This is a genomic window from Epilithonimonas sp. KH_059, from assembly GCF_057838485.1.
Map to the genome: position 1 here is coordinate 115,499 of NZ_CM174468.1, position 26,700 is coordinate 142,198.

Consider the following 26,700-nt stretch of genomic DNA (forward strand, 5'->3'; position numbering starts at 1 on the left):
AAAAACTTTGTGACTCTATTCTCTATGGATTTTTTGAATTATAATTCCGTGATCAGATAATTTTGATACGCTTGACGGTTAAACTGGAAAAAATTAGACTCTAATTTTTGGTTTGCACGGTAGTCCTGAATGGCAATTACGGCCACTTGGTTGTCTGAAGAATACTGTTCCACTTTTACCAGTTGATTCTTCGGCGAGTTTACGTAGATAAATACATATTTAATCCCACTCTTTTTTACGGGGGTTAGCTTAATGAGGTCCGTTTGAACTCCATTGAGCTGGCGTTTCCCGACATAGGTCGTTTCGTAATTGGTCTTGTACGTATCTAAATAATTGGTAGGCGAGAACATCATCTCGCTCCCAGAAGCCTTCGCAATGGTGACTTCCTTATCGTCCTTGCTAATGTTGTATACTTTGGATCCGTCAAAAAGTTGCTCGGTGTCCATAATCGTTAGCTTGTACTTGGAGGGAGTTGTATAGAAGATCCCGGTCTGCGTTTGGGTGACCTTCCCTGAAGGACCGGTTCCGTATGCAAATTTAAAGTACGTGTTTTGGTTGGATTTATAGGTTTTGGAAACCGCATCGAGAATCGTTCTCGATTTTTGATCCGCACTCTGCGCGCTTAAGGTACCTAGAAATGCAAAGGTTCCTAGTGCTATGGCAATTTTTTTTATCATTGTTACTTTCAATTTTGTGAATTACTCTTTCTTGGATAAGCTAGTTCTTCAAAAGTTAAACCGGCAGCCCTTAGGCTGCGACTTCAAGTCTTTCCTAGCTTACGGGCGCAATTCTTCCAAAAATTGTTCCAAAGCATTTAAATCCGTAATCAAAACCTCCCTTGCTTTGGCTCCATTAAACCCACCGACGATACCGCTTGCTTCCAATTGGTCCATGATGCGACCCGCTCGGTTGTATCCAAGTTTTAATTGACGTTGAAGCATCGAGGTGGAACCTTGTTGGGTAGAGACCACAATTTTGGCTGCTTGTTCAAAGAGGGCATCTTTTTCGTTGGGATCAAACTCAACGGTGCCTGAAGAACCTTCCTCTTGGGGAGGATCTGGAAGAACCATTGCCGAACTGTATCCTTTTTGAGCTCCAATGTAATCCACAATCCTTTCTACTTCCGGGGTGTCAACAAAGGCACACTGGAGTCGAACAATTTCATTTCCGTTAAAATAAAGCATGTCTCCTTTTCCGATGAGTTGCTCGGCACCAGGGGAATCTAAAATCGTACGGGAATCGACATTGGAAATCACACGGAAAGCAGCCCTTGCTGGGAAGTTCGCTTTAATCATCCCTGTAATTACGTTCACAGAAGGTCTTTGTGTGGCTACAATCAGGTGAATACCCACGGCTCTTGCTAGCTGGGCTAGTCTGGCAATTGGATGTTCCACTTCTTTCCCTGCCGTCATAATTAGATCTGCAAATTCATCCACTACCAAAACGATGTAGGGTAGGTATCGGTGTCCGTTTTCAGGATTCAGCTTTCGTTCAGAGAATTTTTTGTTATACTCCTTAATGGTACGACAAAATGCATTTTTTAGAAGATCGTATCGAGTGTCCATTTCCACACATAAGGAGTTCAGTGTGGCAATTACTTTTGAGTTTTCCGTAATGATCGCTTCGTCCGTACCCGGCAGTTTGGCTAGGTAATGGCGCTCAATTTTCGAATAAAGGGTTAGCTCCACTTTTTTAGGATCCACCATCACGAATTTAATTTCGCTTGGGTGTTTCTTGTAGAGAAGTGAGGTTAGAATCGCATTAATCCCCACAGACTTTCCTTGACCGGTTGCCCCTGCCATCAGAAGGTGAGGCATTTTGGCTAAATCGGCCATGAAGATTTCGTTTGAAATGGTTTTCCCAAAAACCACTGGCAAATCCATGTCCGTATTTTGGAATTTTTGAGAAGCGAGAACGCTTTTCATAGACACCATGGTTGGGTTCTTTCTGGGCACTTCAATTCCAATGGTCCCCTTGCCTGGCATAGGGGCAATAATCCGAATCCCATGCGCTGAAAGATTTAAAGCAATATCGTCTTGCAGTTTTTTAATGGCAGAAACCCGAATTCCAGCATCGGGCACAATCTCGTAAAGTGTGACGGTGGGACCTATGGTCGCTTTAATTTCGGAAATTCCTACATTAAAGTTTTTAAGCAGTCCCACAATTCTGTTTTTGTTTTCTTCTAGTTCGTCTTGGTTAATGGAAATTTCTTCGTTTCCATAGTCTTTCAATAGTTCGAGGGTGGGCATTTGAAATTTGGCTAGTTCCAATCGGTGATCGAAAAGTCCATATTCCTTCACAAGGTCTGCAGATTTTTGTGCCATTTCATCCCACTGATCTTCCTCCTTTGCAATTTCCACGTTGAAGTCAAAGGAGTCCTCCTTTGTCGTTTCTGTTTTTTCACTCAATTCCTTTTTTGGAACTGCGCTCACGGGGTTGTTTAGTGTGGGGGTGAGTGAAATAGCGCTACTAGCCAAGGTTTCTTTTTGAGCACTAAGAGGGGAGTTAGGCTCTGTTTTAGTCTGGGTTTTAGATTCTAGAGAATCTTCCTCAGTCTCATCTTCGATTTCCTCTTCTTGATCAAATGAATTTGAACTTGGCAAAAATTCTTTGACTTTTCCAAGGGTACTATCGTTAATATCGTTAAGTCTTTTTTTGATTGCACTGGGTCTTAAATTAAACTCAAGAATAAAGTAAAGTGCTATACTGGAACCTAATACAAGCCATAGTCCTACACTTCCAATCATGGAGGCTAAAAAATCCATGATTTGATAGCCGTAAACTCCGCTTAATACACCTTCTCCTTGGGTGACTGCTCCTAGGAAAATAGGAAGCCAACAAATGAAAAAGAGGGAATGACCAATGGTTTTCCAAGGTTTGAAATATTTCTTTTTTAAGATAAGGGTACCCAGCATTAAAATTAGGAAGGCAACGAGGAAGGCTGCGATTCCTACGCTCTGGAAAATAAACAAGTTGCCCAGATAATCGCCTAACTTCCCAATGAAATTAGAGGACTTTATTGTTTTGTCTAGCATGCTACCTGCTTGGCTTTGGTCCGCTTTCCAATTGAATAAAAAGGAAATAAAGGACAAAAAGAGTATGAGGCTCAGTAGAATAAAAAACAGGCCAAAAAAGATGCGCGGTTTCGAAAGCGTTTTGTTATCGCTAAGCGTGCGGCTTGTAGAGGGGGTTTTAATTTTCTTTTCCATAAGTTCAATCTTGGCAAATTTAATGTTTTTACTTTAGAATTTGGCCATCGCAGCAGAATATCTAATCTCCAACTTTTGCAGGGATTTGACTCAAATTTAGATGGAAATATCTTGATGGAAATTCGTGTGTTAAGATTATAGGGCGTATTTTTGCATCCAAACGGTAAAAATCGACTCTAAGGTCGGTAACGTCAAGATTATGAAAAAGATTCAAAGCATTTTAATTTCGACTAGAACCATGGCGGTTCTGCTTTTAGTTTATGCGGGAGCAATGGGTTATGCCACATTTCTAGAGAACGATTACGGTACCCCAACGGCAAAGGCACTTGTTTACGAGGCCAAATGGTTCGAAGCGGTGATGGTTCTGTTAATATTAAACTTTATTGGAAACATAGGACGCTATCGTTTGTGGCGCAAAGAAAAGTGGCCAGTACTCGTGTTTCACTTGTCCTTTATCCTTCTGTTTTTAGGAGGTGCCATTACAAGATACATTAGTTTTGAGGGCATTATGCTCATTAGAGAAGGGGAAACCTCGAACGAAATTATTACGGACAAGACCTTCTTTAAGATTCAAATGGAAAAATCAGGCGATGTTCTTAGTTATAAGGATGTTCAGTATATGATGTCCCCTATTCATCATAACTTTAAAGCCAATTATGATTTTCATGGAGAGAAAGTGAAAGTGAAAGCACTTGAATATATCCAGCGTAAAAAAGACAGTTTGGTGGCGAGTGCCGATGGGCAGGAGTACCTTCACTTTGTGACAACAGGCGATCGCGGAAGACTCAACTATTATTTGAAAGAAGGAGAGTCTAAATCCTTAAACGGAACTCTCGTGAGTTTCAATAATCCGATTGAAGGAGCGATTGAGTTTAAAAAAGATGCGGACGGTTCGTTATCCTTGAAAACACCCGTTGATTCTAAATATATGGTCATGGCAACGCAGGACAGTGGTTCTGTAAAGGCAAATGTTTATGAGCCTTTGGCACTTCGAAGTCTCTACACAATTAACGACATTCGAATTGTAGTTCCAGAAGGACTTACAAAAGGTTCCCTTCTTGCTTTTGAAGGAGATCGAAACAAGGACAAAGCTGTCCCAGATGCACTCACTGTAGAAGTGCAAGGGCCAAAAACAACCCAACAGGTCGAGCTTGTCGTGGAAAGAGGAAATCCTAATTTGTATAAACAAATTACCCTGGACGGAATCAACATTATGCTAGGCTTTGGTCCTAAGATTTACACTACACCGTTTGCACTTAAATTAGATGACTTTGTGATGGAAACCTATCCAGGAAGTTCTTCTCCAAGTGCGTACGAAAGTCACATTCAAATTATTGACGAGGGAAAACAGACGCCTTATAAAATTTACATGAACCATGTACTTAATCACAAGGGGTATCGATTTTTCCAAGCCAGTTTTGACCAAGATAGACGAGGAACTCACCTGTCTGTGAACCATGATTATTGGGGAACACTTGTGACGTACATTGGGTATTTCTTACTCTTTACCTCCATGTTTATTATCTTCTTTTGGAAAGGCACTCACTTTTCAAAATTAAATACCATGCTAAAGAACATCAATCGTAAAAATACGACTCTTGCGCTTTTACTGCTTTTAAGCGTCGGCCTTAATGCGCAGAAAATAGAAACTCATGGCACCTCAGACGGAAGTCCACAAATGAGGGCTACGAATCAAAGCGCAGCCAATGCCTCGACCCATGCCCATGAGGACGGTACGATTCATGCGACCGATTCGAATGCTACGGCTTCCACCCAGCCACAGGCTTCGAATCAGAATTCAATTGCACAGTCGATGACGGCCCTACGAGTAATCTCGGCGGACGAAGCCATCGGGAAATCTAGAATTTCCAAAGAGCACGCGGATAAGTTTGCTTATTTGCTCGTACAGAATTACGAGGGAAGAATTGTTCCGATGAGCACACAAGCTTTAAATGTACTTCGTAAACTTTATAAAAAAGATAAGTTTAAAGGAACAGGGGATAAGGAATTAACTCCTGAGCAGTGGTTTTTATCCATTAATACCGATACACCAAGTTGGACTATGGTACCCCTTATTAAAGTGGGAACCAAAGGAGGAGACGAACTCAAGAGAAAAACCAAAGCGAATGATGAGGGGTATACAGCCCTTATGAATTTGTTCCCATCGGATCAGAATGGAAATTTGAATTACGTTCTTGAGGAAGATTATAATGCTGCGTTTGCAAAGAAACCAGCAGAGCAAACCAATTACGATAAAGAAGTAATTTCTGTAAACGAAAGAGTTCAAATTTTTAATGAATTTTTCTCAGGTCAATTCATGAGAATCGTTCCGGTGAAGAACGATCCAAACTCTACATGGCATTCTTGGCTAGATCAAAATTTTGAACCGGACATGGAATCCCAAAAAGTGATGGGTCCTTATTTCTCCTCTGTGCTTCACGCACAGCAAACAGGAAATTGGGCTGAGGCAGATGCCGCACTTCAAGACCTTTCAAATTACCAACAAACTTGGGGGAAAAATGTAGTTCCTAGCGATTCAAAAGTAAAGGCGGAGGTCTTCATGAATGAGGTGGATATCAACTTCCGTTTGTTAATATTCTATACCCTAATTGGAGGACTTCTCATCCTTTTAGGTTTTGTGGATCTATTTAAGAAGAAAGCCATCATCGCGAAACTCATAAAGGTTGTTCTCTATATTGGTGCAATCGGTTGGTTCTTGCAACTACTTGGTTTAATAGGACGTTGGTACATTTCAGGACACGCTCCTTGGAGCAATGGATACGAAGCAATCGTATTTATCTCCTGGGTTGGAATTACAGCCGGGTTTGCCTTGTACCGTAATTCAAATGCCTTAATTCCGGCAGCTGGATTTATGGTTGCGGTGATTATGATGGGCTTTGCTCATGGAGGCTCTGCGCTGGATCCCCAGATTACACCGCTTGTACCGGTTCTTAAATCGTATTGGCTAATTATCCACGTAGCGATCATTACTTCGAGTTATGGGTTCTTTGGACTCTCCTTCGTGATTGCAATTATATGCCTCGTGTTTTACCTTCTTGCAAATAAGAATATCTACAAACTGCATAACGAAAGAACGATTAAGGAACTCACCATTGTGTCAGAGATGTCCCTCACCATTGGACTCTATGCCTTAACAGTAGGAACCTTTTTAGGGGGAATCTGGGCGAATGAATCGTGGGGACGTTATTGGAGCTGGGACCCGAAAGAAACTTGGGCTTTTGTCTCTGTAATGGTGTATGCTTTTGTTCTCCATATGCGTCTCGTACCGGGTCTTCGAGGAAGATGGGCGTTCCACGTAGCAAGCATGTTTGCCATTTCTTCAATTATTATGACCTATTTCGGAGTGAACTATTACTTAAGTGGACTCCATTCCTACGCAGCAGGAGATCCAGTTCCGGTACCGGCATGGGTTTACATAGGAACTGGTTCTATGCTTCTTTTAGCTACCGTTTCCTATTTTAAATTCAAGAAATTAAATAAAAAGAACTAGGGAAATCCTTAGTAAAACAGAGTAGCCGCCTCAATATAATTTTGAGGCGGCTTTTTGTTATTTGCTGTACCCGAAGAATAGACAGTTGATTATAATGAATTGAAACGATATTCGCCAAAAAATAAGCGACAAGAAACTCAATAGACGGATATCAAAAGGGGCTGTTTTTTCTATAGATAAAATTTCTTCCAATTCCACACTATTCAGATTAAAAACCCTTTTTAAGCTTCTTTCTAAAATAATTTATCTTTTGTTCTTTGTAAGTAAAGGTAAATTATCTAAATTTGCACTTTGTTTTAGATAAAAGTGGAAGAAGAAATTGAATTTACAGTAATCGTGGCGCAAACATCCCATAAAAAATATGTGCCTGAAATTTTACAAGAAATTGAAGTATCAGCCCTTGCAAGAGGAACCGGCATTGCGAGACGCAGTGCCTCCTATGTGGAGCAAAAGATTGAAGAGAACAAAGCAATCATGTCTTTTACTACAAAAGGAGAGTGGGCAGGATTCTGTTATATTGAAACCTGGAGCGATAAAACCTATGTCGCCAATTCAGGCTTAATTGTCAAAAGAAAGTTCCGTGAAAAGGGACTTGCCAAGAAAATTAAACTTGCCACATTCGCGTATTCTAGAGCACAATTTCCGCAAGCCAAGATCTTTGGATTAACCACGGGTAGAGCTGTGATGAAAATCAACAGCGATCTAGGCTATGCTCCCGTTACTTATGACGAGCTAACCCAGGACGATGTGTTTTGGAAGGGTTGCGAAAGTTGCGTGAATTATGAAATTCTAAAAAGCAAAGAGCGAAAGAACTGCCTGTGCACCGCTATGCTTTTCGATCCCCATGCCCAAAAGAACAAAGGGGCTCAAGATCCGGTCTTAACAAAAAGTAAAAAAGCAGGTCTCCCGCTGTTTGCAAAATTTAAAAATAAGAAACAATGGTTATGGAAAAAGTAGTTTTGGCCTACAGTGGTGGGCTTGACACGTCGTTTTGTTCGGTGTATCTTTCAAAGAGTATGAATTTGGAGGTGCATGCTGTTTTGGTAAACCTCGGAGGGTTTAGCCCCGAGGAATTGAAAGAAATAGAAAAAAGGGCACTTGAACTAGGTGCGGCTAGTTTTCATGTACTGGATGAGCAAAAGACCTACTACCAAAACTGTCTTCGGTTTTTGATTTATGGAAATGTGCTTAAAAACAATACCTATCCGCTTTCTGTTAGCTCAGAGAGAGTCTATCAGGCTTCAGCCCTTGCTCTGTATGCAAAGAAGATTGGAGCTACTTATATAGCCCATGGTAGTACAGGGGCCGGAAATGATCAAATCCGTTTTGATTCGATTTTTCAAATTCTTTGTCCTACTGTAGAAATCTTAACTCCAATCCGAGATTTAAACTATTCGAGAACGCAGGAGATTGAGTTTTTACAGTCCCATGGATTCCAAATGGATTTTAAAAAATCCATGTATTCCATCAATAAAGGAATTTGGGGAACCTCCGTAGGAGGAAAAGAAACCTTAAGTTCAAACCTCCCCTTGCCTCAAGAGGCTTATCCTACAAAGGTCACAGCAAAAGAGTCCCTTGTAGTAGGTCTTACCTTTGAGAAAGGAGAAGTTATAGGGGTGGACGATAAAAAGTTTTCAATGCCCATAGAGGCTATCCAATATCTTGAATCTTTAGCGCAGCCCTTCGGGATTGGACGAGAGATCCACGTGGGAGATACCATTATCGGACTCAAAGGTCGAGTCGGTTTTCAAGCCTCTGCAGCGATGATTCTTTTAAAGGCTCACCATCTGCTAGAAAAGCATACCCTTAGCAAAGCTCAGCTTCTCGTGAAAGACCAATTGGCGCTTCAGTATGGCAATTACCTGCACGATGCGCAGGTGCTAGATCCTGTGATGAAAGACCTCGAAGCCTTTTTCGAAAGCTCCCAAGACAAGGTTTCAGGGAAGGTCTTTGTTGAGCTTAATCCTCATTATTTTACGCTTCAGGGAATAGAATCTCCTAATGATTTAATGCAGAGCGCCGCAGGCGTGTATGGAGAAGTGAATAAGGGGTGGAGCGCACAGGATGCAAAAGGATTTTCTAAGATTTACGCCAATGCCCTAAGTATATACCATCAAATTCACAGTCATGAGTAAAGAGCAAAATCAAATAGCGGTTGGCATTGTAGGTGCAACCGGAGTGACGGCAGGAGAGCTAATACGAATTCTTCTCTACCATCCCTACGTAAAGATTTCCTTCTTAACCTCTACCAGTATGCAAGGGCAACCGGTCTCAGAGGTACATAAAGATCTACTAGGGGAGACTTCTTTAGTGTTTCAAGAAATTATTGAGCCCGCAGACGTTATCTTTTTATGCCTTCCTCATGGCGAGAGCCGAAATTGGATGGCAGAAAATAACGAGCACTTGGGAACAGGTACTAGAATTATAGATTTAGGCAATGATTTCCGGGTGGATGAACTTTGGGACGAAAGTAAATTTGTCTACGGCCTGAGTGAATTTAACCAGGATCAAATTGCAAAGGCTACGCACATTGCGAATCCGGGCTGTTTTGCGACCGCTATCCAACTAGGTCTCTTGCCGCTTGCGAAAATCCAAGAAATCGACAAAGTGAGCTGCGTGGGGATTACAGGATCCACCGGCGCAGGCAAATCCCTTGTTCATACGACAAATGCAAATTGGCGTACGGGCAATGTTTCTCCGTATAAGACTTTTACACATCAACACAACGATGAGATCTTAAAAAGAATCTCAGTGGTACAGGAAAAACCGATAGATTTTCAATTTGTGCCTTGGCGCGGGGCCTTTACCCGAGGGATTTTTGTGACCTTAATGCTGAAAACTCAGAAACCCTCGTCCGAAGTGATTGAAGCGTATAAATACGCATACAAATACTCCGATTTTGTGCATGTTTCTCCTGGTCCGATTGATTTAAAACAAGTTGTAAACACGAACAAAGCTTTGATCTACCTAGAGCAAGTAGGGCAAGATTTGGCGGTGCACGTAGCAATTGACAATCTAATCAAAGGAGCCTCGGGGCAAGCGGTACAAAATATGAACCTCATGCTAGGACTTTCTCCCACCTGTGGACTTCAGTTAAAAGCTTCTGTGTATTAAGAAAAAAGTATAAGAACCTTAAAGAAAGGGATTATGAAATTATTTGAAGTCTATTCTCGACTTCCTTTAGAGATCGTGAAAGCAAAAGACTGCTATCTCTGGGATGAAAACGGTAAACAGTATTTGGATTTTTATGGAGGACATGCCGTGATTTCGATTGGGCATAGCCATGCTCACTACCAAGAATCTCTTTCCAAGCAGCTGAGTTCAATCGGATTCTACTCGAACTCAGTGCAAAATCCATTGCAAGAGAAGTTGGCTGAACTTTTGGGAAGAGTAAGTGGATACGCGGATTATGAGCTGTTTCTTTGCAATTCCGGCGCAGAGGCCAATGAGAATGCGTTTAAAATAGCCTCTTTTTTTACAGGGAAGAAAAAGTTCATTGCGTTTCACGGTGCCTTTCACGGAAGAACTTCTGCCGCAGTGGCTGCCACGGACGATCCCTCAATTGTGGCTCCCGTCAATGAATCTGAGAATTTTATATTCTGTGAGTTTAACAACCCACTAATGTTTTCACAGATTGTGGAAGAGCACAAAGACTCTTTGGCAGGTGTGATTATAGAAGGAATTCAAGGAATTGGAGGTGTTCACCTTCCTTCTTCTTCGATGCTTGAAACGATTGAAACGTTAGCTAAAAAACATGGATTCCTTATGATTCTCGACGAAGTGCAAAGTGGCTACGCTAGAAGCGGTCGGTTCTTCGCTCATCAACACAGCACCCTTAGGCCTGATCTAATTACAATTGCCAAGGGGATGGGGAACGGGTTTCCGGTTGGAGGTGTGCTTATTAGCCCTCGAATTCCCTCGCAAAAAAAGATGCTGGGGACTACATTCGGAGGGAATTACCTTGCCTGTGCAGCGTGCATTGCAGTTTTAGAAGTAATTGAAAATGAAGGTCTTATTAAAAACGCTGCGAACCTAGGAGATTATTTATTGGAAGAATTAGGTAAAATTTCTCAGATCGAGCAGGTTCGTGGCAAGGGCCTTATGGTGGGAATTGATTTCCAAGGGCCGGCCTCTGTTATTGCGCAGCAATTAAGAGTTGAGCACGGTATTTTGGTGGGCAGTGCTTCAAACCCCCGAACGATGCGACTTCTTCCCCCTTTAACTATAAACAAAAAAGCGGTCGATGCTTTGCTTCACGCTTTAAAACAAATTTTATCATGAAAAACTTTACATCCCTCGCTGATGTGACCAACCTAAAGGAGCTTCTTTTGCATGCCCATGAGCTCAAAAAAGATCTTTACGGCAATTCAAAAGGAGGTCAAAATAAAACCTTAGGTCTTGTGTTTTTAAATCCTAGTTTAAGAACGAGACTTAGTAGTCAAAAGGCCGCTGCGAATTTAGGCATGCAGGTACTTTTGGTGAGTCCAGGTTCCGAGGCTTGGACTTGGGAATTTAAAGACGGAGAAGTGATGAACGGCAGTAGCTCGGAGCACGTGAAAGAAGCCGCGAGAGTATTAAGTGAATATTGCGATATTATCGGACTTCGTTCTTTTCCGGGTCTTAGCGACCGCGAAAAAGACTACAGCGAAGATGTCTTTAAAAGCTTCGTCACCTACGCAAAAGTCCCTGTGATTTCCTTAGAATCTGCCACTCGGCATCCGCTTCAGAGTTTTGCGGATTTAATCACGATTCAGGAAAACTGGAAATTAGAACGTGCACCAAAAGTCGTTCTTTCCTGGGCGCCCCATTCCAAAGCGCTTCCTCAGTGTGTGCCCAACTCCTTTGCAGAATGGATGAATGCAGCAGAGGTTGATTTCTCTATTGCAAATCCCGAAGGATACGATTTAAGTCCCGAATTTGTACAAGGAGCCAAGGTCTATCATGATCAAGAAGAAGCTCTTGAAAATGCGGATTTTGTCTATGTGAAGAACTGGTCTTCTTTTGAAAACTATGGCACCATGCCGAGTGTGCAAAAAAACTGGTTGTTACAGGAGGATTTTCTAAAAAAGAACCCTCAGGCTAAAGTAATGCATTGTCTTCCTGTTCGACGCAATCTGGAGATGAGCGATGCGCTATTGGATAGTGAGAATTCCCTAGTGTATCAGCAAGCTTTCAATCGTACCGTGGCTATGCAGACCGTACTCGAACGAACCCTTGAAGGAACTTTATAAAGTAGGGATGGAAAAGCAGCAGGTAAAGGTCCTTAAAATAGGAGGCGAAATCCTAAATTCTCTTTCGGCCTTAAATCGGGTAATTGAGATTGTTTCAAAGCACAAACCTCAAAACTTGGTTCTTGTACACGGCGGTGGAACCCTTTTAAATCACTATGCAAAGAAACTCGGAATCGAGCAGCGAATGGTGGATGGACGTCGGGTAACCACTAAGGAAACCCTTGAACTCTGTACCATGGTGTACGCAGGACTTCTCAACAAACAACTCGTAGCGAAATTTAGTGCTTCTGGACTAACTTCTTTAGGACTAAGCGGAGCGGATTTAAAATCCGTTCAATCGAAAAAAAGAGAAGTAAGCCCAGTAGATTACGGACAAGTAGGCGATGTGCAAAATGTAAATCTAGAAGTGTTCTCTCAACTTTTGAGTTTAGGGGTGCTTCCGATTGTTTGTTCCTTGACGCTAGGAGAGGAGTATGAACTTTTGAATACGAATGCAGACTCCTTAGCTTCAGAAATTGCGATTAAATTGTCAGAGAGCTATGAGGTCAGTCTACTTTACTGTTTTGAAAAAGAAGGGGTTTTGCTCAATGTGAACGAGGAAAAAAGCCTTATTCCTGTACTCTCGAAGAAAGAGTATTTGAATTTAAAAGAAAGCCAAAAGGTGGCAAAAGGAATGCTTCCAAAATTAGAAACGGGATTTAAGGCCTTAGAAAAAGGAGTGGCGAGAGTGCAAATTTTGTCAAGTACAGGACTTGAGTCCGCGCTCATTGATCGGAAGGTAGGAACCCAATTAATCCTTGAATCATGATAGAAAAATTACAGCGTAAAAGCGAGATAATTTTAAAGAAACTCATTGAAACCCCCTCGCTCAGTACCCATGAAAATGAGACGGCTGATTTTTTAGAAGTTTGCTTTACCATGGAGAAGATTCCTTTTCAGCGAAAAGAAAACAACCTTTGGGCAAGGAATAAATATTTTGATCCTAAACTTCCAACGATCCTACTCAACTCCCACCACGACACGGTCGCACCGAACCAATCCTATTCGAGAGATCCTTTTGAGGCCTATGAGGAGGAGGGAAAAATCTATGGGCTGGGAAGTAACGATGCGGGAGCTTCTCTCGTGGGATTATGGGCTAGTTTTGTGTTCTTCTATCGAAAAAAGCTGCCTTATAATCTTATTTTCGCGGCAAGTGCCGAGGAAGAAATTTCAGGGAAGAATGGAATTGCAAGCATTTTAAAAGACTTGGGTAGAATTGATTTTGCAATAGTGGGCGAGCCCACGCAGATGCAATTGGCAGTAGCAGAAAAGGGACTCGTGGTCTTAGATTGTATGGTTTCAGGCACGCCCTCGCATGCAGCGCATCCCAATACAGATCATTCGATTTACAAAGCCCTTAAGGAAATTGAAAAGGTAAGTAATGCGAAATTTGAAAAATGCTCTGACCTTCTGGGCGAGGTAAAATCCACCGTCACGATGGTCTCTGCAGGCCACCAACATAATGTGGTCCCTGACCAAACGAATTTCACCGTTGATGTACGAACCAATGAGTTTTATTCGAATCAGGAGGTGGTCGCTTATTTTGAATCGCTATTGGAGGCAAAGGTGAAGGCTAGATCTTTACGACTGAATTCCTCAAAGATTAATTTGGATCATCCAATTGTTCTTTCTGCACAGGCAAAAGGACATACGCTTTATGGATCTCCTACGATCTCAGATCAGGCTCTTATGCCTTTTGATTCTGTGAAAATGGGCATTGGAGATTCCACCAGATCCCATACGGCAGACGAATTTATTTACAAAGCAGAATTATACAACGGAGTTCAGGAGTATATCGGACTTTTGACTGAGCTATTTCTATCCAAAAAAAATTAAAATATGAACACTTCAAGTGAGAAGGCCAAGGTGACCAAACTTTGGGCAAAAAATTCTACGAAGAGCAAAGGACTAGAAATTATTGAAAAGTTCACAGTCGGTAAGGACCCTGAATTTGATTTGCAACTTGCTAAATATGATATTCTCGGAACCACCGCGCATGTGAAAATGCTCTCTAAAATTGGGTACCTTGAAAAGCAGGAGCTCAGTGAAATCCTTGCGCATCTACAAATTCTACTGGACCGAACTGAATCTGGGAACTTTGAAATAGAACCTGGGGTAGAGGATGTGCATTCTCAAATTGAACTCTCTCTCATTCAGGCTGTAGGGGCTCCGGGTGAAAAGATCCATACAGGACGTTCTCGCAACGACCAAGTTTTATTGGCCATTAAGCTTTTTCTACGGGAAGAGGCCAAAGGCCTCGCGCAGGCCACAAGCTCTTTATTTGGTACTTTAATTTCTCTCGCTGGAAAATACGAGAAGGAACTCATGCCCGGGTATACCCATTTTCAAATTGGAATGCCTTCCTCTTTTGGGCTCTGGCTTAGTGCGTTTGCCGAATCCTTTAGCGAAGACCTTGAAATACTTGCCACAGCCTATAGCATTGTCTCAAAAAACCCTTTAGGCTCAGGCGCCGGATACGGCTCTAGTTTTCCCTTGGATCGAGATTATACCACAAGTGAATTGGGTTTAGAGAAGATGAATGTCAATTCAATTTATGCTCAAATGACAAGAACCAAAGCGGAAAAGACCCTCTCCTTCGCCATGGCCTCTCTTGCCTCTACGCTTGGAAAACTAGCGAACGATCTATGTCTTTTTAGCAATCAGAATTTTGGATTTGTGGAGTTTCCTGATGATCTTACCACCGGTAGCAGCATCATGCCCCATAAAAAAAATCCAGATGTTTTTGAATTGATTCGAGGAAAGTGTTCTCGAATTCAGGCTCTTCCTACAGAGTTAACTTTGTTAAGTCATAACCTAATGACAGGGTACAACCGGGATTATCAACTCACCAAAGAAATTCTTTTTCCTGCCCTCGCGGATTTAAAAGATTCTATCGTAATCATGGAGTTTATGTTAGGCTACATGGAGGTGAAAAAAGATCTTCTGGATGAGAAAAAATATGAGTATCTTTTCAGCGTTGAAAAAATTAATGAGCTCGTTCTTCAGGGAGATAGTTTTCGCAAGGCCTATCGGAAAGTAGGAAATTCGATTGAAAATGGGACTTACCACTATCAAAAAAAGAGTCTTTCTCATACCCACATTGGAAGTATTGGAAATCTAAGTTTAGAGCGAATCGTCCATGAATTTAACGACGTGTACAAAAATTTTAAAAATGAAACCTCTTGATGCCACGGATCAAAAAATCCTAAACTTACTGCAAGAAGACTCCACGATTTCGGTGAAAGATTTAGCCGAAAAAGTAGGACTTTCCTTTTCACCCACCTACGAGCGTATTAAAAATATGAAAAGTTCGGGGGTTATTGAAAAGTACGTCGCCGTAATCAACAAAGAAAAGGCGGGCTTTGAGCTGACGGCCTATTGCAATATTACCTTAAAAGAGCAGTCCCTAGAAAGGCTCCAAGAATTTGAAACCAAAATCATGTCCGAAGCGAAGGTTTTGGAGGTAGTAAGCCTTTCGGGGACTTACGACTATATGATTAAGGTAGTGACGAAAGACATCAAAGAATACAACCGTTTTATGACGGAAGTCGTGGCGAACATTCCTAACATAGGCCAGTACCACAGCCATATTGTTCTCTCTGTCATCAAAGAGGAAACCAAACTAACGTTTACGCCAGATGCCAAAGTATAAAGTTCAAAAATCGCCCTTTCGCGTACCCACCACGGATGGGAAAACGATTCTCGAACATTGGGGGAATTCCATGGGAACGCCGGGCTTATCCATAGCCCATATGAAGGCTCCAAAAGGTTGGATTGAACCCTTCCAGACTCCCGAATTTGATGAATACACCCTGATTGTGCGAGGCAAAAAACGATTTGAAATCGAGGGGGAAGTCCTCGATTTAGAAGAGGGACAAAGCATCTTAATTGAGAAGGGAGCAAGAGTACGATATAGCAATCCCTTTTCTAAGGAATGCGAATACGTTTCCATTTGCCTTCCTGCTTTCTCGCCCGATCTCGTGCATCGAGAAGAATCGTAAATTAATTAAACTCTACTCCTAGACTTATCAGTTCCTTTTTTAAATCCGTGGATTCTGTAATCCAAACGGTAAGAAAGCCAAGACTCTTTGCCGTTTTACAATTCTCAAAATTATCGTCTATGAATACGGACTCTTCAGGTTGTAGTTCATAACGCCTAAGTAAAACGTGCCAAAGTTCAGGATCTGGTTTTATTAATTTTTCCTCTCCAGAAACGACAATTTTTCCATCAAAAAGTTGAAAGAAGTCATAGTTTTCCAGAGCATAGGGGAAGGTTTCGTGCGACCAATTGGTTAGCCCATACAAATGATAAGAGGTTTGGGAGAGTTCTTTCAAAACGCTTACTCCGTGAGGGATTTCTCCCCGAAGCATCGTGGTCCAGTTGTCGTAGTACCCTCGAATTTCTTTTTCCCACTGAGGATGCTGTTTCAAAAGTATATCCGTTCCCTCACTAAGGAGTCTACCTTTGTCTTGTTGTGCATTCCACTCATTTGTGGCCACAGAATCTAAAAAGTATTCCATCTTTTCATCGTCCTGGAAATAGTCTTTGAAATAATATCTTGGGTTCCAGTCCATCAGGACTCCTCCAAAATCAAATATGATGTTTTTAATCATGAGCGGTTTTTAATGGTTCATTGGACCCTGGTTTCTTCTTGAAAAAGATAAAGCCAAGGGCTATAATAAGTAGAAGGTGAAGATAGTAAGAATTTAAGAGAAGATCTACATACTCAATTTTAAAACCACTCAAGGATATTAGAATGAGTACCTGGGCTCCATAGGGAATAAACCCTTGAATATAGCAGGCGAAAATATCCAGAATGGAGGCTGAGTTTTTAGCTTCTAGCTCGTACTTGTCATTGATTTCCTTTGCCACTTTACCCGAAATTAAAATCGCAATTGTGTTGTTCGCGACACAAAGGTTCGTGGCACTGACAAGTGCTCCAATCCCAAGAGAAGCGCTCTTTTTGTCGAAGATGAGTCGATTGATTGCACTTAAAATATACTGAATTCCTCCTGCTTTTTCTACGAGTGCGGCAAGACCTCCTGTCAAAAGAGATAGGTAAAAGATTTCAGACATATCGGTAAATCCTTGGTAGGTGGTCTTGCTTAAAGTTAGGAAATCAAAGCTAGAGTTCCACAATCCAAGCATTGCGGCAGAAACTAGCCCCAAAAATAAGGTCACAAAAACATTGATTCCTTTCAGGGCTAAAGCAATGACAATAAGGTAGGGCAGAATTAACAAAAGGTCAAAATGCAGGTTTGGGGTCTCGATAGGACTTGGAGATCCGTTTCGACCTGCAAAAATAAAAAAGCCAAGTGCGAGAATCGCAGCAGGCAATGCGAGTTTGAAATTTGCTCGAAATTTATCTTTCATTTCACAACCTAAACTTTGTGTGGCCGCAATGGTGGTGTCGGATATAATGGAAAGGTTGTCTCCAAACATCGCTCCGCATAAGAGAGCGGCGCCCACTAAACCTAGTGGAGAATCGCTCTTACTTGCCAGTTCAATCACAATGGGACCTAGCGTGACAATGGATCCTACGGAAGTTCCCGAGGCAAAAGAAAGGAAAGAGGCAATCACAAAAATACCGGCTGCAAAATATTGCGGGGATATATAGGTCATTCCTAAATTCACAATGCTATCGACACTGCCTGCCGCTTTCGAAACCGCAGCAAAAGCGCCAGCAAGGAGATAGATAATACACATGGTAAGAATCTGTCCGTCACCACAACCTTTTAAAAAGGTATCCATTTTCTTTTGAAGGGTGCCTTTAAATAAAACAAAGGCTGCCACAATTCCCATGAGAGCAGCCAAAGGGGAAGGAAGGGCATAAAAATCTTGGTTGTAAATTCCAAATCCAAGAAAGGTAACGACAAAGACCAAAAGAGGTACAATGGACAAAAATCGATTTTTTGTAAATAGGGTGCTCATGAAGAATTAAAATTCAAATTTTATAAATTCGTAACCTTTATCAGTGGTTTTAGCGAGTAGATGATTAAGCCCATTGCTAAGGAGAATGGTTTCTGCCTTGACAATTGAATTGTAGCGGGCAATTTGTTCAAAGGTACTTTGCGAAAGCGGTATTTTAGGGGCTTTGCATTCAATTAGAATTTTGGGTCGTGTTTTCTCCGTCACAACCAAATCTAGCCGTTTGGTAAGACCGTTAAGGGTTATTTTTTTTTCAGACAATAAGGAAGAAGGCGCATAGCCTTTCTCATGAAGGAAATAGTGAATCCAATGCTGCCTTACCCATTCCTCAGGGGTAAGTAAAAGCGAAGTCTTGCGAACTGAATCATAAATAAAAAACTTATCTTTGTCTCTACGGATCGCAAAATCAAAGTCCCTCGGAAAATTCAGTTTTGGCACTTGCACAGGTATGAAAGAATTAGATTTACTCATCAAAAATATTAAAAATAAAGAACTTCTTCCGATCTATTTTTTTCACGGTGAGGAACCTTACTTTATTGATTTGGCTGTGAGCGTGTTAGAGAATGAAGTTTTGCAAGAGGACGAAAAGGCTTTTGGCCAAACCGTGCTCTATGGGAAGGAAACAAACCTAGCTCAAATCATTTCCTATGCGCAGCAATTTCCAATGATGGGAGACTATAATCTTATTATTGTAAAAGAGGCTCAAGATCTACGGTTTGACGAGAAAGCAGGCGAAATATTCAGTTCCTATGTAGAGAATCCCATTCCTACGACTATCCTAGTGCTGGCCTACAAGCACAAGAAAATGGACGAACGTAAAAAGTTCATGAAGAAGCTTAAGTCGAAGTCCATGGCTTTCTTAAGTGAACCGGTTAAAGACTATCAACTTGGAGCGTGGATCACCAATGAATGCAAAAAACTAGGAATTCCCGTAGAGCCCTCCATTCCCGCACTACTGGCAGACCATCTTGGAAATGATCTTTCTCGAATCCGCTCGGAACTAGACAAACTCAAATTGATTTTAAAGGAAAATCAAGTTCTCGATGGGAAAGTAGTAGAGACCCACATTGGAATTAGCAAAGAGTTCAATAGTTTCGAACTTCAAAAAGCCATAGGACAAAAAGACAAGGAAAAAGCGATGCGAATTGCGTATTTCATGAGTAAGTCCTCGAAATCCAGTGGAGGAACTTCCACTTTGTTTTACCGCTATTTTTGCAATATCATCTTCTTTCACACCATGAAAGGATTGCCTCAGCAGGATGTTTTAAAAACCATGGGGCTGGGTCATGCTTTTTTTCTAAACGAGGTGCGAGATGCGGCCTCGCGTTATAACTTAAAGCAAGCGACCCGTGTGATATCAATTATTCGAGATTACCATATGAGAGAACGTGGAGTGGGATCTGCTGCTGTTGACAGTGGGGAGTTACTCTGTGAATTGGTTTACAAAATATTGAATGTCGACAAAGTAAAAGTCGACTTGTAACCGTATGAATTATTGAATTTGCATCATTGACAGAATGCATGAATTAAAGCTGCAAAAAGTCAGATAATATCACGACTTTTGAGCGTTGATTTTTTAAAATGAGCCCAATTGTGGGCAAGTAAACATATATAAACATAGACAAATACTTATGGAAAGCATTTTAGACTGCCTTATAGTAGGGTCCGGCCCTTCAGGATATACGGCTGCGATTTACGCGGCTAGAGCGGATTTAAAACCAGAACTTTATACAGGTCTTGAACCAGGAGGTCAGTTAACGACTACAACCGAAGTAGATAACTTCCCCGGGTATCCGCAGGGGGTTACAGGTCCTGAAATGATGCTTCAGCTGCAGGCTCAGGCAGAGCGTTTTGATACCAAAGTGCATTATGAAATGATTACCAAGGCTGAATTTTCTTCAGAGAGAGGAGGTGTTCATACACTTTGGGCTGGAAAGAAGGAATTAAAAGCTAGAACTGTAATTATTTCTACCGGTGCCACAGCAAAATACTTAGGCTTGGAAGACGAGAAGACTTATTCTGGTGGAGGGGTTTCTGCATGCGCTACCTGCGATGGCTTTTTCTACAAGGGAAAAGATGTCATCGTTGTCGGTGGAGGAGATACGGCAGCGGAAGAAGCCACCTATTTGGCGAAATTAACGAGTAAAGTAACCATGCTTGTTAGAAAAGGAGAATTCAGAGCTTCCAAAGCCATGATTCACCGTGTGGAAAACACCCCGAATATCGAAGTGAAATATTTTCATGAATTGGTAGGAATTGAAGGAGAAAACGGACTGGTGGAAAGAGCTAAAGTCCTTAATAATCAAACGAACGAAATTTCGGAGATTGAGGTGCATGGGATCTTTATTGCGATTGGACATAAACCCAATACAGAGGTCTTTAAAGAGCAGATTACCACAGATGAAAATGGATACATTGTGACGGAGAAAGGTTCTACTCGTACCAACTTACCGGGTGTTTTTGCAGCCGGAGATGTACAAGATCACATTTATCGTCAAGCAATTACGGCTGCCGGTTCTGGATGTATGGCAGCAATGGATGCCGAGAAGTATCTTGCGGAATTAGACTAGAAAGAAATGAAAAGTCTAGTTCTTGTATTCTTAGGTGGAGGACTTGGAAGCGTACTTCGCTTTTTAGTATCCGCTTATACACCAAAATTAGGATCCATCGGGTCTTTTCCTATAGGAACGTTCACAGTAAATCTTATAGGGTGTTACTTAATTGGACTTTTCTCTGTTTTTTTCTTGAAAGAACCAGGCGCTAAATATTTTTTGATCGGTGGTTTTTGTGGTGGGTTTACGACGTTCTCCGCTTTTGCCTCAGAAACGACTAACTTGATGCAGAATTCACAGATGCCAATTGCCTTATTATACGTCCTTCTAAGCGTAATAGGAGGGATATTAGCCGTCTATCTAGGGATGTATACGGGCAAATCTTAATTTTTCACCTTGAATATAAGGGTGTTGTAATAAATCTTTGTAAAATAGTTGTGCAAAAGTGAAAACCTCTTTATATTTGCACCACTGAAAACGAAATTATTCGTTTTTTGGAGAGATGGCAGAGCGGTCGAATGCGGCGGTCTTGAAAACCGTTGACTGTAACAGGTCCGGGGGTTCGAATCCCTCTCTCTCCGCTGGTTGGGAAACCAAAATAAGCTAGAACGCTGTAAATTTAAATGTTTACAGCGTTTTTTTTGGCGCAGTATCAATAAAAATCAAAATAGGTCAAGATTTATATGTTCTGTTTCGTGTCCGATTTTATTTTTAATTTCCTTCCTCTTTTTCCAGTCATATTTAGCTTTATTTAATGTATTTCATTTCGCTAAATCTTGTCAACCCATTGACCTTTAACAAAAACACCGGTGATTTTTCAGCATCCACACTGTCAATGATCTTTTAAAAAAGACGATGGTTTAAGGTCAGAAAAAGCCATTTTAAGAAAATGCGGAAACAAAAAGTGAAAATGGAATTTAATGCGGGGTTAAAATTTAGTTCTGGAATTCATTCTAATACAGGAGAGGAATACATCCTCTCGATCGATATACAGATTCTATTGCATTAAAATAAAAGTAAAATTAAATTAGACCTTACTTCGTGCAAAAGAATTGGGTCTTTGCCTTCGCATACCTTCTGTTGCAAATGGTATGCGCAGATTTAAGAAGACAAAGCCTATTAATTATTCGAATTCTCTCATTGTATTTATCTATTGATTAAGTTTTAGTTTGAGGCCTAAGTGCCGTAAATTTGCAGCGAACTTAAAAACAATATATATTATGTCATTAGTAGGAAAACAAGCTCCACAATTTTTAGCTCCAGCTGTATTAGACGGAGAAGAGATCGTTTCTGATTTCAAATTACCAATCGGTGAGAAAAACATCGTTTTATTCTTTTACCCAAAAGATTTCACGTTTGTGTGTCCAACTGAACTTCATGCATTTCAAGCGAAATTAGCGGAATTTGAAAAAAGAGATGCAGTGGTAGTAGCGGTTTCAACGGATTCAGAAGAAACACACCTTGCCTGGTTAAACACGAATAAAGACAACGGTGGAATCGAAGGAGTTAAATACCCAGTGGTTGCAGACTTAGCAAAAACGATTTCCATGGATTACGGAGTATTAGCAGGAGAGTATGTAAGTGATTACGAAACAGGTAAAGTTGTATTTGAAGGTCTTCCTGTAGCCTACAGAGGAACTTTCATTATCGATAAAAACGGAGTGGTAAGACACGAAACAATCAATGACCTACCACTAGGTAGAAATATCGATGAGTACGTAAGACTTCTAGACGCGATTATTCACGTTGAGAAATTTGGAGAAGTTTGTCCAGCAAACTGGGAAGAAGGAAAAACAGCAATGGCTGCAACGAAAGAAGGAGTTGCAGATTATTTGTCTAGCAACGTGAGTTTGAACTAATTCGTTTAAACACCAAAAATCAAACACAAATACTATTCATATGTTTATAGAAGCAACAGAAGATAATTTACAAGAGGTATTATCCCAGAACCCTAAAGTGCTAGTTCAATTTGGTGCTGCATGGTGTGGAAACTGTCGATTGCTTAAGCCAAAAGTAAAAAGACTAGCGGAAGCAAATCCAGAAGTACAGTTTGTTTATGTAGATGCGGAGAAATACCCAGAGAGCAGAAAATTAGCGGAAGTTACCAATTTACCTACGTTTGCCATTTACAACAATGGTTCTTTCGTAAATCAAGTCGTAACTTCTAAAGAAGAACATTTAAAAGATATTACTAATGAAATTGCCGGTTTATAAAAATTTAGCAAAATCAGCTTCCAATGAAGCGATGGAGAATGCGTTAGAAGTCCTTGAGATTTATGCGGATTCCCCAGCAGTGAAAGAAGAAGAAAGAGAAGCCATTGGTGAGATTATTTCTAATATTTGTGGCGCAATGGAGATGAAGTCTATGGTAGACGGTGGAATGAGTGAGCGTGATGCTGCAAATCATTTCATGAAGCGAGTATTAGGTGCGATTGCACAATAATTAAGTTTCTCTTAAAAACTTTAACCCGAGGCTACAGCCTCGGGTTTTGTTTTGTTATCCATAACCTAGTGAAGGATTAGAAGTGGAATTGATTTTTTAAAAAAGATAGAATGATTTCGTTTAAACCCGAGCATTCCGTACTATCATTTTGAATTTATTGAAACAGGGCGATTTTTCGAGATTTACGAAGGAAAGGTTCATCGAAGTCCCTTCCAAACGGGTATTAAGATAAATTGTACCATAAACAGTAATTATTTACCCATAGTTTAAAGATGGTCTGTTTTATCTTTGCACCGTATGGAAATTATGGAGCATGATATAAAAAAGATTTTAATTCCCTTGGATTTTTCAAGGAACCCATTAAACGTGGTTAATCTTGCGGTGCAAATTGCAACCCAAAACTCAGCCACACTGCATCTATTGCATGTGGTGGATTCAAATTTATTAGGTTCGGGTAGCGCCTTTTCTGGGAAATTCTTTTTTCATGGTGCTGCAATTCTCGAACGTTCAGAAAGAAAATTACAAAAGCTAAAAGAAACCATTGAGTCCCAGGCGAACATTCCTGTGATTATAGAGTCTCAGGTAGGAGAGTTAACGGCTGTCGTTAGAGATTACGTTCCTAAACAAAACATAGACTTAGTTCTTATGAGCGTAGGGCTCAAGAAGATTACGAACCTTTTTTCGACAAACAAAGCGTATTCGGTCGTGAGTCAGAGCGAAGTGCCTGTCATTACAGTTCCTGAATTCTGTGAAATTAAGGAACTTAGAAGTGTGATTTACCCAGTGAGAGAAGTGGACGGGGTTATCTCAAAATTAAATTCATTGATGCCCGTACTGCTTCGAAAAAAGGCGACTGTGCATCTGTTCGGAGTGAGGTCTTCTCAGAAAAGAGAGGAAGATAGTCGTCCGATTGGAAATGCGCTTAAATTCTTGAAAGTGAGAATGCGACGCAAAAAACTTGAGGTGGGAAGAGTCGATACGGTAACCACCGACAGTCCTGCCAAGGAAATCCTAGCACAAGTCTCAAAATTCGGTCCTGATCTACTCGCAGTAAATGTGACCACAGAGCGAAGTCTTAAGAAGTTATTTAAAAATAACTTTACGGAAAACATTATTAGTAAATCCGAAGTGCCTGTGCTCTTTTACCGTAAGAATGAACCTGAGAATTTGGTTCAGACTTACGTTCAGATTCCATACCCAATGTACCCGGTATAACTTTAAAAAACATTACAATGCAAATTATAAAATTTTCAAATGTTGAAATTTCAAAGTCTCATCAAGAAGAGGTTGTGTCCTTCCTTTTTGAGCACCTCCAAGAATTTGGAGATTCCAAAGAAGACATATCAAAATCGATAGATTATATCTCCGATTTTGCAAACGGAAAAGGCGGACACCTTTTGCTCGCACAAGACGGGGCCACCTTGGTGGGCGCTGTTATTGTGAACCAAACAGGAATGGATGGATATATACCGGCTAATATTCTAGTCTATATCGCTACCCATAAGGACTATCGTGGAAAAGGAATTGGTCGTACCCTTATGGAAGAGACCATTAAAGTTTGTGAAGGCGGTATCGCTCTGCACTGCGAGCCCGATAATCCTGCAAGAAAGCTCTATGAAAAACTGGGCTTTACTTCGAAGTATCTCGAAATGAGACTTAATTCCTAGGTATGTCCATTGTAACCCTTAATAAAGAAAAGCTCCATCATAACTTCTTCTTCCTAGACTCGCTCTTTAAGAAGCATTACATTGAATGGAGTATCGTGACCAAAGTGCTTTGTGGCAATGAGGTCTTTTTAAAAGAAGTACTTAGTCTTCCAATCGAAGAGTTTTGTGATTCTCGAATCTCTAATTTAGAGGCAATCAAACGGATCTCGCCTGAAGTCCAAACGGTTTATATAAAGCCGGTTCCAATAACTTTTGCGGATGATATTTTGCAGTATGCAGACGTTAGTTTTAATACGGAAGTAGAGACGTTGGTCTACCTTTCTAAACGAGCGGTTGAGCTTGGCAAGATTCATAAGACACTCATTATGGTCGAGATGGGAGAGTTAAGAGAAGGAGTCGTCCGCGGCCGCCTCTTAAGTTTCTTTGAGAAGATCAAAGATCTTCCAAATATTGAGATTGTCGGTATCGGAACCAATTTGACTTGTCTCAATGGTGTGCTACCGGACTACGAAAAGATGAAGGAGCTTCACGAAAGCAAACTAGAGATTGAACAGAAATTTGGAATCCGGATTCCTTATGTCTCTGGCGGTGCTTCTGTGACGATTCCCTTGATTCTTCGAAACGAGCTGCCTTCTTACATTAACCACTTCCGAGTGGGAGAGAGTCTCTATTTTGGTACGGATGTCTTTGATAGTACAGAGATTGAGGCCATGCACCAAGATGTTTTTATGCTTCATGCAGAGATCATTGAGATTAAAAACAAACCCAATGTCCCTGAGGGAACCCTGGGCCTTAACTTAACAGGAGAACAAAAGGATTTTAGTGATCAAGATTTTTCGGAGAGCACAAGACGAGCCTTGCTGGACATTGGACTTTTAGAAATGAATCCAAGTGACCTTACCCCGACAGATCCGGATTTGAATATCATTGGCGGAAGTTCGGACATGCTTGTAATGGACCTTGAGAATTCAGATAGGCCTTACAAGGTTGGGGATTTCATGACTTTCAAGATCAACTATATGGGGCTTTTGAGTTTAATGAACTCGGACTACGTTACAAAAATGCTAGAGGAAGATTACAAAAATCTAGAACCTCTGCACGAAGCCTAGTGGTCCTGAGGTTTGTTTCTAAGTTTGCTTTGCAGTTTTAGGCTAGGATTGGCTGGTATTTTTTATCTTTACTCGGTAATTTTGCTTCACAAATGAAAGGGAATAAAACACCTAAAAAATATACGATTGATACAATTCGAGGTTCTGCAAGCGATTTCGATGGATTTAACATATATGAATTTGAAACCTTTTTGAAAGATGCAGAGCACCTCTCAAAATCGCACCGTCATAATTTCTATACCTTCATCTTCACTTTAAAAGGACATGGATCACATGTAATTGATTTTGAAGAGTATGAACTGAATGCAGGACGACTGTTCTTTATCAATTATGATCAGATTCATTCCTGGAACGTGCAGGGAGATTTAAAAGGGTATGTGATTTTATTCTCTAGGTCCTTCTACAATCTAATTTATACAGGAAATGAATCCATTAAAAGCGACTCTGCGTTAGACAATTTGCCTAGCTATATTGATGTGGCACCAGAAGAAATGGGTTCTTGGACTGTTCTTTTTGAAAGTATATATTACGAGTTTTTAAAAGGCCAAGAGTTTTCAAATGAAATCATTTGCCTTTTTCTGAAGGCATGCGTTTTAAAGATTCAACAAAGTCCAGAGCAGTCGAACTACCGCAATAATAAAACAGACCACAAAAGTGCCCTCGTACAGGAATTCGTATTGCTGGTTGGACAGCATTTTAGAGAACTGAAATTAACAAAGGATTACGCGAAGCTCCTTTCCATTACCCCGAACTATTTAAATGCGGTGGTGAAGGAAGTACTAGGAAAAGCGGCGGGTACTTTAATAAAAAACCGCACCGTTTTAGAAGCCAAACGACTTTTGGCTCATTCCGATCTATCGGTTCGTCAAGTTTCTTTGGAATTGGGATTTAGCGACAATTCCCATTTTGGAAAGTACTTTCGAAATGAGGTGGGCTCTACACCCGTAGAATTTCGAAACCAGTCCAAGGTGAATTAGTTTAGGTGCTACTTTGAAAAACAGTTTCAAACT

General features: G+C 40.9%; 25 protein-coding genes, 1 tRNA gene and 1 pseudogene. 22 read left to right on the forward strand and 5 right to left on the reverse strand.

What is annotated here, in order from left to right; genetic code table 11:
• Positions 1-38 precede the first annotated feature (38 nt).
• Both lolA1 and AC3IRX_RS00535 read right to left on the reverse strand, forming a co-directional pair.
• Positions 39-677 carry an outer membrane lipoprotein periplasmic chaperone LolA1 gene (gene lolA1 / locus AC3IRX_RS00530; protein WP_489210573.1) on the reverse strand — a complete coding sequence of 213 codons (639 nt, stop codon included), beginning with the start codon at positions 675-677 and terminating at the stop codon, positions 39-41.
• 99 nt (positions 678-776) lie between these two features.
• Positions 777-3,209 (reverse strand): FtsK/SpoIIIE family DNA translocase, encoded by a 2,433-nt coding sequence (locus tag AC3IRX_RS00535; RefSeq protein WP_489210574.1) that lies wholly within the window; start codon positions 3,207-3,209, stop codon positions 777-779.
• Positions 3,210-3,408: 199 nt separating this feature from the next.
• Between AC3IRX_RS00535 and AC3IRX_RS00540 the strand changes: the two genes are divergently transcribed.
• From AC3IRX_RS00540 to AC3IRX_RS00590, 11 genes are all read left to right on the forward strand, one after another.
• Complete coding sequence (locus AC3IRX_RS00540) at positions 3,409-6,720, forward strand: cytochrome c biogenesis protein (RefSeq protein WP_489210575.1); 3,312 nt, start codon at positions 3,409-3,411, stop codon at positions 6,718-6,720.
• Positions 6,721-7,026: 306 nt separating this feature from the next.
• Positions 7,027-7,677 carry an N-acetyltransferase gene (locus AC3IRX_RS00545; RefSeq protein ID WP_489210576.1) on the forward strand — a complete coding sequence of 217 codons (651 nt, stop codon included), beginning with the start codon at positions 7,027-7,029 and terminating at the stop codon, positions 7,675-7,677.
• Positions 7,659-8,855, forward strand: coding sequence for an argininosuccinate synthase (locus tag AC3IRX_RS00550; protein WP_489210577.1), 1,197 nt, complete (start codon positions 7,659-7,661; stop codon positions 8,853-8,855). The genes AC3IRX_RS00545 and AC3IRX_RS00550 overlap by 19 nt, the downstream gene beginning before the upstream one ends.
• A complete protein-coding gene (argC, locus tag AC3IRX_RS00555) occupies positions 8,848-9,834 on the forward strand; it encodes an N-acetyl-gamma-glutamyl-phosphate reductase (protein WP_489210578.1) in 987 nt (328 codons plus the stop codon). The genes AC3IRX_RS00550 and argC overlap by 8 nt, the downstream gene beginning before the upstream one ends.
• Positions 9,835-9,867: 33 nt before the next feature.
• Positions 9,868-11,001, forward strand: a complete 1,134-nt coding sequence (locus AC3IRX_RS00560) for an aspartate aminotransferase family protein (protein WP_489210579.1) — start codon at positions 9,868-9,870, stop codon at positions 10,999-11,001.
• Positions 10,998-11,951, forward strand: coding sequence for a Rossmann-fold NAD(P)-binding domain-containing protein (locus AC3IRX_RS00565; RefSeq protein ID WP_489210580.1), 954 nt, complete (start codon positions 10,998-11,000; stop codon positions 11,949-11,951). The genes AC3IRX_RS00560 and AC3IRX_RS00565 overlap by 4 nt, the downstream gene beginning before the upstream one ends.
• Before the next feature lie 7 nt (positions 11,952-11,958).
• Positions 11,959-12,759 carry an acetylglutamate kinase gene (argB, locus tag AC3IRX_RS00570; RefSeq protein WP_489210581.1) on the forward strand — a complete coding sequence of 267 codons (801 nt, stop codon included), beginning with the start codon at positions 11,959-11,961 and terminating at the stop codon, positions 12,757-12,759.
• Positions 12,756-13,826 (forward strand): M20 family metallo-hydrolase, encoded by a 1,071-nt coding sequence (locus AC3IRX_RS00575; RefSeq protein ID WP_489210582.1) that lies wholly within the window; start codon positions 12,756-12,758, stop codon positions 13,824-13,826. Before argB ends, AC3IRX_RS00575 begins: the two co-directional genes overlap by 4 nt.
• 3 nt (positions 13,827-13,829) lie before the next feature.
• Positions 13,830-15,176: an argininosuccinate lyase gene (gene argH / locus AC3IRX_RS00580; protein WP_489210583.1), complete on the forward strand. Its 1,347-nt coding sequence runs from the start codon at positions 13,830-13,832 to the stop codon at positions 15,174-15,176.
• Positions 15,163-15,642 (forward strand): Lrp/AsnC family transcriptional regulator, encoded by a 480-nt coding sequence (locus AC3IRX_RS00585; RefSeq protein ID WP_489210584.1) that lies wholly within the window; start codon positions 15,163-15,165, stop codon positions 15,640-15,642. Before argH ends, AC3IRX_RS00585 begins: the two co-directional genes overlap by 14 nt.
• A complete protein-coding gene (locus AC3IRX_RS00590) occupies positions 15,629-15,991 on the forward strand; it encodes a cupin domain-containing protein (RefSeq protein ID WP_489210585.1) in 363 nt (120 codons plus the stop codon). The genes AC3IRX_RS00585 and AC3IRX_RS00590 overlap by 14 nt, the downstream gene beginning before the upstream one ends.
• A 1-nt stretch (position 15,992) precedes the next feature.
• Here AC3IRX_RS00590 and AC3IRX_RS00595 read toward each other — a convergent pair whose 3' ends face one another.
• Genes AC3IRX_RS00595 through AC3IRX_RS00605 form a run of 3 tightly spaced genes read right to left on the reverse strand, consistent with a single transcriptional unit; the run spans position 15,993 to position 18,363 of the window.
• Positions 15,993-16,604 (reverse strand): HAD family hydrolase, encoded by a 612-nt coding sequence (locus AC3IRX_RS00595; RefSeq protein ID WP_489210586.1) that lies wholly within the window; start codon positions 16,602-16,604, stop codon positions 15,993-15,995.
• Positions 16,597-17,922: a Na+/H+ antiporter NhaC family protein gene (locus AC3IRX_RS00600; RefSeq protein ID WP_489210587.1), complete on the reverse strand. Its 1,326-nt coding sequence runs from the start codon at positions 17,920-17,922 to the stop codon at positions 16,597-16,599. Before AC3IRX_RS00600 ends, AC3IRX_RS00595 begins: the two co-directional genes overlap by 8 nt.
• A 6-nt stretch (positions 17,923-17,928) precedes the next feature.
• A complete protein-coding gene (locus AC3IRX_RS00605) occupies positions 17,929-18,363 on the reverse strand; it encodes a type I restriction enzyme HsdR N-terminal domain-containing protein (RefSeq protein ID WP_489211491.1) in 435 nt (144 codons plus the stop codon).
• A 4-nt stretch (positions 18,364-18,367) separates the two neighbouring features.
• Between AC3IRX_RS00605 and holA the strand changes: the two genes are divergently transcribed.
• The 11 genes and pseudogenes from holA (at position 18,368) to AC3IRX_RS00660 (ending at position 26,667) form a co-directional block, all read left to right on the forward strand.
• Positions 18,368-19,402, forward strand: a complete 1,035-nt coding sequence (gene holA / locus AC3IRX_RS00610) for a DNA polymerase III subunit delta (RefSeq protein ID WP_489210588.1) — start codon at positions 18,368-18,370, stop codon at positions 19,400-19,402.
• Between the two features lie 148 nt (positions 19,403-19,550).
• A complete protein-coding gene (gene trxB / locus AC3IRX_RS00615; protein ID WP_489210589.1) occupies positions 19,551-20,489 on the forward strand; it encodes a thioredoxin-disulfide reductase in 939 nt (312 codons plus the stop codon).
• A gap of 6 nt (positions 20,490-20,495) precedes the next feature.
• Entirely contained in the window at positions 20,496-20,858 is a 363-nt protein-coding gene (gene crcB / locus AC3IRX_RS00620) for a fluoride efflux transporter CrcB (protein WP_459084120.1), read from the forward strand.
• Positions 20,859-20,967: 109 nt separating this feature from the next.
• Positions 20,968-21,052 (forward strand) — tRNA-Ser (locus tag AC3IRX_RS00625).
• Between the two features lie 639 nt (positions 21,053-21,691).
• Positions 21,692-22,330, forward strand: coding sequence for a peroxiredoxin (locus AC3IRX_RS00630; RefSeq protein WP_459084119.1), 639 nt, complete (start codon positions 21,692-21,694; stop codon positions 22,328-22,330).
• A 25-nt stretch (positions 22,331-22,355) separates the two neighbouring features.
• Positions 22,356-22,685, forward strand: a pseudogene (locus AC3IRX_RS00635) (thioredoxin family protein); the annotation flags it as partial.
• A complete protein-coding gene (locus AC3IRX_RS00640) occupies positions 22,666-22,914 on the forward strand; it encodes a DUF6952 family protein (RefSeq protein WP_459084117.1) in 249 nt (82 codons plus the stop codon). The pseudogene AC3IRX_RS00635 and the gene AC3IRX_RS00640, both read left to right, overlap by 20 nt.
• A 306-nt stretch (positions 22,915-23,220) precedes the next feature.
• Positions 23,221-24,129, forward strand: a complete 909-nt coding sequence (locus tag AC3IRX_RS00645) for a universal stress protein (protein WP_489210590.1) — start codon at positions 23,221-23,223, stop codon at positions 24,127-24,129.
• Positions 24,130-24,146: 17 nt separating this feature from the next.
• Positions 24,147-24,581: a GNAT family N-acetyltransferase gene (locus tag AC3IRX_RS00650; protein ID WP_489210591.1), complete on the forward strand. Its 435-nt coding sequence runs from the start codon at positions 24,147-24,149 to the stop codon at positions 24,579-24,581.
• Positions 24,582-24,583: 2 nt separating this feature from the next.
• Entirely contained in the window at positions 24,584-25,690 is a 1,107-nt protein-coding gene (locus AC3IRX_RS00655; protein ID WP_489210592.1) for an alanine/ornithine racemase family PLP-dependent enzyme, read from the forward strand.
• A gap of 92 nt (positions 25,691-25,782) precedes the next feature.
• On the forward strand, positions 25,783-26,667 hold the full coding sequence (locus AC3IRX_RS00660) for an AraC family transcriptional regulator (protein WP_489210593.1): 885 nt from the start codon (positions 25,783-25,785) through the stop codon (positions 26,665-26,667).
• Positions 26,668-26,700: the final 33 nt, after the last annotated feature.